The sequence below is a fragment of the Kitasatospora sp. NPDC057512 genome, from assembly GCF_042802135.1.
In the GTDB taxonomy this organism is placed as follows: Bacteria; Actinomycetota; Actinomycetes; order Streptomycetales; family Streptomycetaceae; genus Kitasatospora.
The window spans coordinates 1-11,005 of record NZ_JBHVET010000234.1; the positions used below are offsets into that span (position 1 = coordinate 1).

Annotated in this window: 13 protein-coding genes; 5 read left to right on the top strand and 8 right to left on the bottom strand. The window is 73.5% G+C overall.

All coding sequences use genetic code 11. The annotated features are described in order from the left end of the window. Nucleotides 1–80: 80 nt before the first annotated feature. From ACFU6K_RS17410 to ACFU6K_RS17420, 3 genes are all read right to left on the bottom strand, one after another. Complete coding sequence (locus ACFU6K_RS17410) at nucleotides 81–1,067, bottom strand: aldo/keto reductase (protein WP_380663897.1); 987 nt, start codon at nucleotides 1,065–1,067, stop codon at nucleotides 81–83. Nucleotides 1,068–1,137: 70 nt separating this feature from the next. Then, nucleotides 1,138–1,980: an ABC transporter permease gene (locus ACFU6K_RS17415; RefSeq protein ID WP_380663898.1), complete on the bottom strand. Its 843-nt coding sequence runs from the start codon at nucleotides 1,978–1,980 to the stop codon at nucleotides 1,138–1,140. Next, on the bottom strand, nucleotides 1,980–2,966 hold the full coding sequence (locus ACFU6K_RS17420; RefSeq protein WP_380663900.1) for an ATP-binding cassette domain-containing protein: 987 nt from the start codon (nucleotides 2,964–2,966) through the stop codon (nucleotides 1,980–1,982). The genes ACFU6K_RS17415 and ACFU6K_RS17420 overlap by 1 nt, the downstream gene beginning before the upstream one ends. Nucleotides 2,967–3,137: 171 nt before the next feature. Between ACFU6K_RS17420 and ACFU6K_RS17425 the strand changes: the two genes are divergently transcribed. After that, nucleotides 3,138–3,815, top strand: a complete 678-nt coding sequence (locus tag ACFU6K_RS17425) for a TetR/AcrR family transcriptional regulator (RefSeq protein ID WP_380663901.1) — start codon at nucleotides 3,138–3,140, stop codon at nucleotides 3,813–3,815. A 29-nt stretch (nucleotides 3,816–3,844) separates the two neighbouring features. Here ACFU6K_RS17425 and ACFU6K_RS17430 read toward each other — a convergent pair whose 3' ends face one another. Together ACFU6K_RS17430 and ACFU6K_RS17435 are read right to left on the bottom strand one after the other, a co-directional pair. Continuing rightward, nucleotides 3,845–5,221: a pyridoxal-phosphate dependent enzyme gene (locus ACFU6K_RS17430; RefSeq protein ID WP_380663903.1), complete on the bottom strand. Its 1,377-nt coding sequence runs from the start codon at nucleotides 5,219–5,221 to the stop codon at nucleotides 3,845–3,847. A 111-nt stretch (nucleotides 5,222–5,332) separates the two neighbouring features. Beyond that, complete coding sequence (locus tag ACFU6K_RS17435; RefSeq protein ID WP_380663904.1) at nucleotides 5,333–5,509, bottom strand: hypothetical protein; 177 nt, start codon at nucleotides 5,507–5,509, stop codon at nucleotides 5,333–5,335. A gap of 89 nt (nucleotides 5,510–5,598) precedes the next feature. Between ACFU6K_RS17435 and ACFU6K_RS17440 the strand changes: the two genes are divergently transcribed. Further along, nucleotides 5,599–6,132, top strand: coding sequence for a hypothetical protein (locus tag ACFU6K_RS17440; RefSeq protein ID WP_380663907.1), 534 nt, complete (start codon nucleotides 5,599–5,601; stop codon nucleotides 6,130–6,132). A gap of 240 nt (nucleotides 6,133–6,372) precedes the next feature. Next, nucleotides 6,373–6,657: an AFG1/ZapE family ATPase gene (gene zapE / locus ACFU6K_RS17445; RefSeq protein ID WP_380663908.1), complete on the top strand. Its 285-nt coding sequence runs from the start codon at nucleotides 6,373–6,375 to the stop codon at nucleotides 6,655–6,657. Between the two features lie 47 nt (nucleotides 6,658–6,704). On the opposite strand, the gene ACFU6K_RS17450 is transcribed toward zapE, so the two are convergent. After that, entirely contained in the window at nucleotides 6,705–7,532 is an 828-nt protein-coding gene (locus ACFU6K_RS17450; RefSeq protein ID WP_380663910.1) for a vWA domain-containing protein, read from the bottom strand. 110 nt (nucleotides 7,533–7,642) lie between these two features. Further along, on the bottom strand, nucleotides 7,643–8,209 hold the full coding sequence (locus ACFU6K_RS17455) for a hypothetical protein (RefSeq protein WP_380663911.1): 567 nt from the start codon (nucleotides 8,207–8,209) through the stop codon (nucleotides 7,643–7,645). A gap of 151 nt (nucleotides 8,210–8,360) precedes the next feature. On the opposite strand from ACFU6K_RS17455, the gene ACFU6K_RS17460 reads away from it, so the two are divergent. Both ACFU6K_RS17460 and ACFU6K_RS17465 read left to right on the top strand, forming a co-directional pair. Beyond that, on the top strand, nucleotides 8,361–9,503 hold the full coding sequence (locus tag ACFU6K_RS17460; RefSeq protein ID WP_380663914.1) for a serine hydrolase domain-containing protein: 1,143 nt from the start codon (nucleotides 8,361–8,363) through the stop codon (nucleotides 9,501–9,503). After that, entirely contained in the window at nucleotides 9,491–10,057 is a 567-nt protein-coding gene (locus ACFU6K_RS17465; RefSeq protein WP_380663915.1) for a hypothetical protein, read from the top strand. The genes ACFU6K_RS17460 and ACFU6K_RS17465 overlap by 13 nt, the downstream gene beginning before the upstream one ends. Nucleotides 10,058–10,148: 91 nt before the next feature. On the opposite strand, the gene ACFU6K_RS17470 is transcribed toward ACFU6K_RS17465, so the two are convergent. Then, a partial coding sequence (locus tag ACFU6K_RS17470; RefSeq protein WP_380663917.1) for an alpha/beta hydrolase occupies nucleotides 10,149–11,005 on the bottom strand: 857 nt, incomplete at its 5' end.

Below are 11,005 nucleotides of genomic sequence, written 5' to 3' on the forward strand. Positions count from 1 at the left end.
GGCCGTCTTCCACGGCCGCCGGGGGCGCGACGGAGGCCCCGGCCGGGGCCGGGGCCGAAGCCGGAACGCGGGCGGGCGGCCTACCAGGCGTAGTCCTCCGGGGCGGGGCGGTGGCCCGGGAAGAGGTCGTCGAGGTGGTCGAGGGACTTCTGGTCGAGCTTGAGGTCGAGCGCGCCGACGGCGGCGTCGAGGTGGGCCCGGGTGCGGGGGCCGATGATGGGGGCGGTGACGGCGGGGCGGGAGAGGAGCCAGGCGAGGGCGAGGTCGGCGGGGTCGGCGCCGAGTTCGGCGGCGAAGTCCTCGTAGGCCTGGATGCGGTCGCGGTGCTTGGCGAGGAGTTCGCTCGCCTGGGCCATGCCGCTGCGGTCGCGGGTGCCCTCGCGCTCCTTGCGCAGGACGCCGCCGAGCAGGCCGCTGCGCAGCGGGGACCACGGGATCAGCCCGAGGCCGTAGTGCTGGAGGGCGGGGACGACTTCGAGTTCGATCGCCCGGTCGAGCAGGTTGTAGAGGGACTGCTCGCTGACCAGGCCGAGGAAGTGGCGGGCGCGGGCGGTCTCCTGGGCCTGGGCGATGTGCCAGCCGGCGAAGTTGCTGGAGCCGACGTAGACGATCTTGCCCTGGGCGACCAGGACCTCCATCGCCTGCCAGATCTCCTCCCAGGGCGTGGCCCGGTCGATGTGGTGCATCTGGTAGAGGTCGATGTGGTCGGTCTGGAGGCGGCGCAGGCTGGCCTCGACGGCCTTGCGGACGGCGACCGCGGAGAGCCTGCTCTCGTTGGGCCAGCCGCCCATGTCGCCGTAGGCCTTGGTGGCCAGGACGGTGCGCTCGCGGCGGCCGCCGCCCTTGGCGAACCAGCGGCCGATGATCTCCTCGGTACGCCCGCGCAGTCGGCCCTCGCCGTCGCGGCCGTACGTGTTGGCGGTGTCGAAGAAGTTGATGCCGTGCTCGTGGGCGGCGTCCATGAGGCGGTGGGCCTCGGCCTCCTCGGTGTGGGGGCCGAAGTTCATGGTGCCGAGGCAGAGGCGGGAGACGGTCAGGCCGGTGCGGCCGAGGTGGGTGTACTCCATGGCGCCCCACCCAAGACCACACCGGCCCCGCTGTCCAGCACATTGGGAAGGCGTGCCGCAAGCTGGCGGATCACCGCCCGTGGGTAGCGAACTTCCTTACGGCGAGCGGCATGCAGCCCGCGAGCAGCACGGCGCTCCAGAGCAGCGCGGCGAGCACGGCGTGCTGCGTCGGCCAGGCGGACCCGGCCGCCGACGGGTTGCCGAACAGCTCCCGGCAGGCCTGGACGACGGAGCTGACCGGGTTCCAGTCGGCGAGGAACCGCAGCCAGCCGGGCATGCCGCCGGTCGGCACGTAGGCGTTGGTGACCATCGCCAACGGGATGACCGCGGCGGACAGTTGGCCGGCCGCCTCCTCCTTGCCGATGGTCAGGCCGAGCACGGTGCCGACCCAGGTCATCACGAAGCGGAAGAGCAGCAGCAGTGCGAACGCCCCTGCCGCGTCGGCGAGTCCGTGCCGGACGCGCCAGCCCGTGGCGAGCCCGACCAGCGCCAGCAGCGCCAGGACGACGACGCTGACCAGCAGGTCGGCGAGGGCCTGTCCGAGCAGCAGTCCGGTGCGGGAGACGGGCATGGAGCGCAGCCGGTCGGTGACCCCGCGCCCGACGTCGCGAGCGGCGCCGACCATGGTGGGCATGACGCCGTTGGTGGCCACCATGGCGAACAGTCCGGGCATCAGGAACTCCCGGTAGCCGCCGCCTCCGGGGACCTGCATGGCGCTGCCGAAGACGTACCCGAAGACCACCACCATCACCACCGGCACGCCCAGCGAGGCGGCCAGCAGTCCGGGCGAGTGGCGGTAGTTGAGCAGGACGCGGAGCATCGAGGTCCAGGTGCCGGAGGCGAGCCGGCCGACGGCGGACGGACGCGGGACGGTGGACGGACGCGGGGGCGCGAGTGCGGCGGCGGCGGTCATCAGGCGGCCCTCCCGGCGTCCGCGGACTCCTGGGTGAGCGCGAGGAACACGTCGTCCAGCGAGGGCGCCCGCACCGCGACGTCCTCGGCGACGACCCCCGCGCCGTCCAACTCCCGTACCAGCGAGGGCAGCAGGACGGACACGCCGGGCGTCGTCAGCACCGTGACGGTCCGCTCCGCGACGTCCACCTGCGCGTCGCCGCCGGTCATCGAGGACAGCACCACGGCGGTGGCGGCGAGCTGCCCGGGGTCGGCCAGGGTGACGGAGACCTGACTGCCGATCGCGGCCTTGAGCCGGTCCGGCGGGCCGGTGGCGATGGCGGCGCCGTGGTCGATCACCACGATGTCGTCGGCGAGCCGGTCGGCCTCCTCCAGGTACTGGGTGGTGAGCAGCACGGTGGTGCCGGCGTCCGCCAGCTCCTTGACGGTGTCCCAGATCGCCTGCCGGCTGCGCGGGTCGAGCCCGGTGGTGGGCTCGTCCAGGAAGAGCACCGGCGGGCTGGTGACCAGGCTGGCGATGAGGTCGAGGCGCCGGCGCATGCCGCCGGAGTAGGTGCGCACGAGCCGGTCGGCGGCCTCGGTGAGGCCGAAGCGGGTGAGCAGTTCGTCGGCGCGCTCCCGGGCCCGGCGGGCGCCGAGGTGGTGCAGTCGGCCGAACAGCCGGAGGTTGTCGCGGCCGGTGACGCCCTCGTCGACGGCGGCGTGCTGCCCGGCGAGGCCGATGGCCCGCCGGACGTCCTCGGCGGCGCGGACGACGTCGTGTCCGGCGACCCGGGCGGTGCCGCGGTCGGGGGCGACCAGGGTGGCGAGGACGCGGACGGCGGTGGTCTTGCCGGCGCCGTTGGGGCCGAGCAGGCCGCACACGGTGCCGGCCGGGACGGTGAGGTCGAGGCCGCGCAGGGCCTCGGTGGCGCCGAAGCGTTTCTGCACGCCCGTCATCTCGATGGCGGGGGCCGCTCCGGCGGCGGGTCGGGCGGTGTCGGACATGGCTCTGCCCTTCTCTGGCCTTCTCTAGGTACAGCGTACGTAGAAGCGCGCTTGGGCGCCATCGTACTACGTACGCCGTACGTATCTAAGATGGGAGGGCGAGGTGATCTTCCAGTGCCGTCCAGCAAGTCAGTGCCCCCCGACAGGCCCACGCCCCCCGAGGCCCCCGAAGTGATCTGGCTGCGCCCCGAGCGCACCGGCCGCGGCCCGCGCCCGGCCCACAGCCGGGACTCGATCGCCGCCGCGGCCATCGCGATCGCCGACGCCGAGGGCCTGGACGCGGTCTCCATGCGGCGGGTGGCGGCGGCGCTCGGCGCGGGCACCATGTCGCTCTACAACTACGTGCCGAAGAAGGAGCACCTGCTCGACCTGATGCTCGACGCGGTCGCCGGCGAGTACCGCTTCCCGACCGCGCCGAGCGGTGACGTCCGGGCCGACCTCGCCGACCTGGCCCACCAGCAGCTCGGCCTCTCCCGCCGCCACCCCTGGCTGCCCGCACTGGTGCTGGTCCGTCCCAGCATCGGCCCCAACGCCCTGCGCTACACCGACCACTTCCTCGCCGTGACCGCCCCCACCGGCCTCGGCGGGGGCGCCCGGATGGAGGCGATGGCGCTGTTCAACGGCTTCGTCGGCCAGTTCGCCCAGTACGAGCAGACGGCCGCGGCGGGCGCCAAGTGGCAGGCGGAGCTGGTCGGTTACCTCGGCCAGGCGGCGGCGAGCGGCGAATTCCCGCACCTGGCCCAGGCGTTCGCCACCGCCGGTCCGCCCGCCGACCCGGACCGGGCCTTCGACCGCACCCTGGACCGGGTGATCTCGGCGATCCTGGCACCCGCCGAAGGGACCGCCTGAGGGAGCACCGAAGGGTCCGTCGAAGGGAGTTAGGCCACCGCCTCCCTCGGCAGCACCCCGGCCACCCGCCCGTCCACCAGGACCATGACCGCCCGGTGCGTCTTCCCGAGCACCGTCCGCGCCTCGTCCGCCGACTGCCCGACGCCGATCGTCGGCAGCGCCGGCCCGACCAGCGCGCCCAGCGGGTCGCCCGGCTTGGCGGCGCCGTCCGCGAGCGCCGCCGCCAGCGCGGCCCGGGACACCGAACCGACCACCTCCGTCGCGGCCACCCCGTACGGGCGCGCCGCCCGCGCCAGCACCGCCGGGGCCACACCGCCCGGAGCATCGCCCAGCGCCTCCAGCGCCCCGCCCACGGTCGCGTCGGCGGCCACCGTCACCAGCGGCCCGGCGGCGTCGAGCAGCGGCCGCAGGCCGTCCGCCGCTTCCTCCAGGAAGCCCCACTCCCGCATCCACGCGTCGCTGTGCACCTTGGACAGGTAGGAGCGCCCCGAGTCCGGCAGCACCACCACGACCAGGTCGTCCGGCCCGAGCCGCCGTGCTACCCGCAGCGCCGCCGCCACCGCCGCCCCGGAGGACGGGCCGACCAGCAGGCCCTCCTCCCGGGAGAGGCGACGGGCGGCCAGCAGCGCCTCGCGGTCCGGGATCCGCTCGTAGGAGTCGATCAGCTCCGTCCGCAGGGCCTGCGGCATGCGGTCCTCGACGGTGTCGGGGTGGAGGTAGTGCCCGATGCTCTCGACGTACCAGGGGCTGCCGTCGCCGCCCCCGTAGGTGGAGGACTCCGGGTCCGCGCCGACCACGGTCACGGCGCCGCCGGAGGTCTCCTTGAGGTAGCCGCCGGTGCCGGTGATGGTGCCGCCGGTGCCGACACCGGCGACGAAGTGGGTCACCCGGCCGCCGGTCTGCTCCCAGATCTCGGGGCCGGTGGTCCGGATGTGGGCGTCCGGGTTGGCCAGGTTGTCGTACTGGTTGGCGAGCCAGGCGCCGGGGATCTCCTCCTCCAGCCGCCGCACGACGTTGAACAGGTGCCTCGGGTCCTCGGCGGGGACGGCGGTCGGCGCGAGGACGACCTCGGCGCCGTACGCCCGCAGGATGTCCGACTTCTCGGCCGACGACTTGTCGGCCACCCCGACGATCACCCGGTACCCGCGCTGCCGCCCGACGATCGCCAGGCCGATGCCGGTGTTCCCGGAGGTCGCCTCGATGATCGTCCCGCCCGGCTTCAGCAGCCCGTCCCGCTCGGCGGCCAGCACCATCGAGAGCGCGGCGCGGTCCTTGACGCTGCCGCCGATGTTGAGGAACTCGGCCTTGGCGTAGATCGGCGCGGGGAGGTCGGCACCGAGCCGGGCCAGGCGGATCAGCGGCGTCCCGCCGATCGCGTCGAGGACGGATTCGTGAACTGCGGCCATCGTCGGCCCCTTTCGCTAGCACTGTCAGCCCGAGCCTGCCCAGGCCACGGGCTCGGTAGACGGTAGCGGCAGCGTTCCTCATCCGGCCGAAACATTGTCCGACAGCCGGGATCAGGTACGGGCGGGCGCGAGCGGGGACGGTCGTAGATCAAGCAGGCAGGAGAGCAGCGTCCACAGGAGGAGCGACCGGGCGAGGTCGAGGGTGACGGCGCCGGGGCGGCCGGTGAACCGCAGCGCGCCCAGGACGGAGGCACCGGGCGGGTCAGCACGAGACGCGACAAACATCATCTGGGTGAATCTGCTGGTGAGACGTGCTGCACGGCGCTACCCGGCACCTAAAGTGCCACGACGGAAACCCTCTCTGAAAGGACCCTTTCATGAAGCTCTCCCGTGCGGGGTCGAGGCTCTCTGTCTTGCTCCTGTTGGCAGCCGGAGTCGTCCCGGCCACCACGTCGGCGCACGCCGTGCCCCGGCAGACGGCACCGGCCGTCGCGGCCAGTGTCGAGCCGGGCTGTTCCGAGGAGTGGTCCAACTACACCGAGGGCAACGCGAACCGGATGAAGAGCCGCCTGTGCCTTGAGGAAAACGAGTACGGAGTCCGGCCCGTGCTCTACCTCGAATGCGGCATGGCCGCGTTCGCCGGATCCGTCTTCAAGGACCCGCCGGGCGGATGCCAGACCTGGGATCCCAGCCGCTACACCCTCACCAGGCCCGACGGGGTGGAGTCCACTCGCGAGTTCCCCGTGACCTCAGGCAACGCCCGCCTCACCGTCCGCGCGGAGTACACCGCGTTCTGCACGCCCGGTACCTGGAAGCTCTCCGGCGCCTACGGTGTGGTGATGAAGGACTCCATCGGCCAGGAAGCCGACCTCTTCACCCACCGGGAAGCCACCTTCGAAGTGACCTGCTGACCGGCTGGCCCGTCTGGACCGAGCCACACCGCGCCCGGCCCCACGAGTGGCCCCGGCCGTATCCTGAGTTCCAGTAGTCGTCGCAACACCCCGGCTCAAGGGGTGCGATGGACTTCAGGATCCGGGAGAACCGGGGCCAGACTCACAGGCGCCGGGCCCTGGTCCGCGAGCAGGAAGAATACGTCCACCTTGTGGATCAAGGAGTCAGCTTTCGGTCGAGTCCCGCCGCACGCCGGAGGAGTGTGCGAGGGCCTCACCGCCGTCGCGGACTACCTCGCACTCGCCGACCGCTTCCCCACCGTCGTCCTCGACGGCGTCCCACCGCTCACCGAGGCGTCCCCCGACGGCCGTCGGCGCTTCGCCAACCTGGTCGACGTCTGCTGCGACCGCGACGTCCGCCTGGTCCTGATCGGCGCCGATCCGCTCGCCGGCCTCTCCACCGGCTCCACCCTCATGCGCGACCTCGACCGCACCGCCAGCCGCCTCGCCCTCCTCCGCTCGCCGGCTCGGGAGGCCGCCGGCTGAGCGCCCGCCGGGGCGCCCGCCGGGCACGGAGAAGTCCGGCTGGAGCACTAACCCCGGCGGCTCCGCTTGCCCAGTCCCTCGGTCAGCGTGGCCCAGAAGCCCCGGCGCTGCGGCTGCTCCTCGGCCGCGGCGCCGACCGGCGCCCGCAGCGCCGGGCCGTCCGGGACGATGCCCTGGGCCCTGGCGGCCACGAGCCAGCTCGGCAGCTCGGTGAGCAACAGGTCGTACAGCTCGTCGTCGGAGACTGTCCGGGGGTCGCGCCCCAGGTGGACGAAGCCCGCGTTGTCGATGGGCCGCTTCTCCGGGACGGGCAGTTCGTCGAGCTTCCGCAGGAAGTCGAACTGCCGACTGTCCGGGTCGCCGAAGCCGATGAACTGCCAGAAGATCGGCAGCGTCGCCGCCTCGCAGAGCTTCCTCTCCGCCGCGGGCTTGCTGATCGGGCCGCCGTCCGTCTGGAACAGCACGAAGGCCGGGTCCGTGGCCCCGCTCTCCCGGTAGTGCCGGATGACCGCGTCCATCGCCAGGTGGTAGCTGGTCCTGCCCATGTGGCCGAGGCCCGCGACGATCCGGTCGATCCAGCCCGCGTGGTCCTCCAGGGCGATCTCGGCCTGGGCGTCAACCTCGGTGGAGAAGAAGACGACCGGCACCGTCCCGTCGTCGTCCAGGTGGGCCGACAGCCCCAGGACCCGGTCGGCGAGCGCCTGGACGCTGCCGTCCTTGTAGTAGGGCCGCATCGAGCCGGAGTAGTCGACCACCAGGTACACCGCCACCCGCTGGCCGTTCAGCCCGCGCCGCTCCACCGAGGCGCCGGCCGTCTTGTAGAGGCTCACCAGCGCGGGCGCGCTCTGCTCGACCTTGCTCAGACTGACGGCCATGTGTCGCTCCCTCGCTCACCGCGGCAGCCGGGCTGCCGGGGCGCGTGATCGTCAACGCGCTCCGGACACTCTGCGGGGCGGACGGCGGCAAGGGCAAGCCGTCCGGCCGTTCACAGGCCGTTCGCGTACGGCGACAGCCACCCCGCGTGCCGCTCCTTCAGCCGGTCCCGCTCCTCCGTCGACGCCAGGTAGACGTCCGCCCCGCCGTCGTACGGGTGGTACAGCCGCCGCAGGCCGGGGCCGGCGATGATCACCCCGCCCTCCCGGTCATCGGCGACGCGCCGCAGCAGCCCGTCCAGGCAGCCGCGCCGCCACCGCCGCCGCTCCACGAAGACGTGGCAGTAGGTGCGGAACTCCGGCTCGGGGTCGTCCGTCTGGAGCCAGCTCCGCCAGTGCTTCGCGTCCCGGCGCATCCGGGGGGCGCTCTCCCGGCTCGACCACCTCGGGGTGAGGACGTGCACCTCGGCGCCCGCGAACAGTTCGTCCAGCACGGTGTTGTAGCGCTCCAGCACGATCGCGTACTCGCGCTCGTCGTCGGGGTACCGCTTGGACTCCGGCAGGCTGTGGAACCGTACCCAGACGTCCCGCGCCGGGCCGATCTCGTACCCGACGGGCTCCGTGCCGGGCCACCGCCGCTCCCAGAGCGCCGTGAGCGCCGTCCTTGCCTCGCGATCCACTGGCTGTCCTCCTCCGCTTCGGTCGGCGAGTCTGCCACATCCGTCCCACCCGTCCCGGCCTGGCGAAATCCCCTCGTCAGGGCCGCCCGGCTCCCGTAGCGTGGTTCGGTCGATCTTGAAGGCGGAACAGGGCAGAACGGGGCACCACATCATGCAGCAGCACCAGGGTTGGGCCGACGAACGCTTCGGCGCCGTCGCGGACGTCTTCGCCGCCAACTTCGCCGGGTTCCCCGAACTGGGCGCCGCCGTCACGGTGTTCGCCGGGGGCCGGAAGGTGGTCGAGCTGTGGGGCGGCACGGCCGACGAGCGCACCGGGCGGGCCTGGACGCAGGACACCCTCGTGCCCGTCTTCTCCTGTGCCAAGGGCCCGGTGAGCATCAACGCCCACCTCCTCGCCGAGCGGGGCCGGCTCGACCTGGACGCGCCGGTCGCCCGCTACTGGCCGGAGTTCGCCCGCAACGGCAAGCAGGACGTCACCACCCGGATGATCCTCGGCCACCGGGCCGGCATCCCCGCCCTGGACGCGGTGCTCTCCTTCGAGGAGGTCGCCGCCTGGGATCCGGTGATCCGGGCGATCGAGACGCAGCAGCCGCTCTGGGAGCCGGGCACCGCGTACGAGTACCACGGTCATGTGCTCGGCTTCGCGGTCGGCGAGGTGATCCGCCGGATCACCGGGCTGACCCCGGGCGCGTTCCTGCGCAAGGAGATCGCCGAGCCGCTCGGCCTGCCGGTCTGGATCGGCCTGCCGGAGAGTGAACTCCCCCGCCTGGCCCGGCTGGTGGAGGCCGAGGGCCGCCGTCCGATGCCCGGCCCGGAGCACCTGCTCACCCGGATCGTCACCATGAACGGCGCCCTGGTCTTCCCCGGCCTGGACGTGCCGCACGGCTGGAACGACCCGGCGCTGCACGCGATCGAGCTGCCCGGCGCGGGCGCCGTCGCCTCCGCCACCGGCCTGGCGGGCCTCTACGCGGCGGCGGCCACCGGGCTGGACGGCGCGCCCCGCCTGCTCTCGCCCGACACCGTGACCGGCGCGGTGCGCGAAGTCTCCTCCGGGGCGGGCTTCCTGGGCTTCGACATGGGCGCCCGCTGGGGCTCCGGGATGCTGCTCGACTCCCCCGCCTTCCGTCCGCTGCTCGGCGCGCGCAGCTTCGGCAACGACGGCGCCGGCGGCCAGTTCGCCTTCGGGGACGACGAGTTCGGCGTCGGCTTCGCCTATGTGGCCAACCGGATGATCGGCCACGGCGACGCCCGGGCGAACCGCCTGATCGAGGCGGTGCGCGAGTGCCTGGGCTGACCGGCTTCCTCCCGCTCGTCACCGGCCTGGCCACCACCGGAAGCCTCGGTGAGCTGCGCTACGGCGCCTCGCTGCCCGAACTCGCCGTCCACTACGGCGATCCGTGGGACGGCGGCGGCATCCACCGGGGCGACCGGTGGCCGCACGCCTTCGGTTGGGGCGACGTGCGGACGGTGTTCTGTCGCTGCCGCCGGCTCCACTCGCTCTCCCTGCCGGTCTGGCACGGCGAGCTCGACCTCCCGCGGCCGGGCGGCGGTTCGGCGACGCTCGACACCCACGTCTCCGAGACCGACCTGATGGCGGCACTGACCGCCACCGGCCGCAGCTGGCAGACGGTGACGTACGAGAACCTCCCGGACCAGCGGAACCTGCTGTTCTCGCCGGCCGAGGAGGTCCGGGTGGAGCTGGTCCTGACGAACCGGGCGTCCCAGGACGAGCCGGCGCTGGAGGCGTGGGCGCTGCACAAGGCCTTGCTGTGGGGCTACGAGCACCTCGACTGCCCCGAGCCGGACCGCACCCTGCCCGACGACGGCTGGGGTGCGGCCGGGCCGTAGTGCGGCGGTGGGCCGTTCCGTCCCCTGCTCGGAACGGCCCACCGGCGGCGGCTGCGATCCACCATCGGCCGCAACCCACCGACGGATCCCGCTACTTGAGCAGGAAGTCGTACACCGCCTGCCGCCCGGCCGGGTTGGCCGCCCGGGTCTGCACCGAGTGCGCCGCGCCCGGGACGATCACGACCTGCGGGTCGTGCGCCAGCTCCGCCTGCCGGTACAGCCACTCGTTCGGCGTGGACAGGTCCCGGTCGCCGCCGAGCAGCAGCACCGGCACGTTCGGCAGCTTGCGGTGCGCCGGCGGGACCGGCGGCACCGGCTCGCGCGGCCAGTCCAGGCAGACCAGCTGGCTGCCGAGCCCGGTCGCGGTCGCCGGGTCGTACGGCCAGGTCTGTTCGGCGGTCAGCCGCTGCCGGGTGCGCTCCAGCGCGGCCGCCCGGCCCTCGACCGGGGTGTCGGTGCTGCCCCACGGGAAGCGCGCGTCGGCGCAGAGGGTGGCGGAGTGCAGGCCCTGGCTGAGGTCCTCGGCCGGGGCGGCGTCGACCACCTGGTGGACGAGGTCGAAGAGGTCCTGGAGCTTGGCGGGCTGCCCGGCGGCGGCCTCGTGCAGCGCCTCCGGGACCCCGCCGTAGTTCGGGTCGGTGAACTCGTAGCTGGTGAGGGCGTCCAGGATCTGCGCCCCGTTGCCGTAGCGGCGGACGGTGGCGGCGAGGTCGACGGCCGGGTCGGTGGTGCAGCCGGTGGCCTGGCAGGCGGCCCGCAGCACCCGGGCACTGGCGGGCAGCGCGGCCAGGTCGAGGGGGTCGTAGCCCTGCTGCGGCACCACCGAGTCGAGCACCAGCCGGGCCACGTGCGCCGGGTGGGCGAACGCGTACCGCTCGGCGACGATGGTGCCGTACGAGACGCCGTCCAGGGTGAGGCGCCGGGCACCGAGGGCGCGGCGCAGCAGGT

What these genes read in the sequence shown, in the direction of transcription:
- ACFU6K_RS17410 (WP_380663897.1), bottom strand. Translation starts at nt 1,067, where the DNA reads ATGGAGTACACCCACCTCGGCCGCACCGGCCTGACCGTCTCCCGCCTC.
- ACFU6K_RS17415 (WP_380663898.1), bottom strand. Translation starts at nt 1,980, where the DNA reads ATGACCGCCGCCGCCGCACTCGCGCCCCCGCGTCCGTCCACCGTCCCG.
- ACFU6K_RS17420 (WP_380663900.1), bottom strand. Translation starts at nt 2,966, where the DNA reads ATGTCCGACACCGCCCGACCCGCCGCCGGAGCGGCCCCCGCCATCGAG.
- ACFU6K_RS17430 (WP_380663903.1), bottom strand. Translation starts at nt 5,221, where the DNA reads ATGGCCGCAGTTCACGAATCCGTCCTCGACGCGATCGGCGGGACGCCG.
- ACFU6K_RS17435 (WP_380663904.1), bottom strand. Translation starts at nt 5,509, where the DNA reads ATGATGTTTGTCGCGTCTCGTGCTGACCCGCCCGGTGCCTCCGTCCTG.
- ACFU6K_RS17440 (WP_380663907.1), top strand. Translation starts at nt 5,599, where the DNA reads ATGAAGCTCTCCCGTGCGGGGTCGAGGCTCTCTGTCTTGCTCCTGTTG.
- ACFU6K_RS17450 (WP_380663910.1), bottom strand. Translation starts at nt 7,532, where the DNA reads ATGGCCGTCAGTCTGAGCAAGGTCGAGCAGAGCGCGCCCGCGCTGGTG.
- ACFU6K_RS17460 (WP_380663914.1), top strand. Translation starts at nt 8,361, where the DNA reads ATGCAGCAGCACCAGGGTTGGGCCGACGAACGCTTCGGCGCCGTCGCG.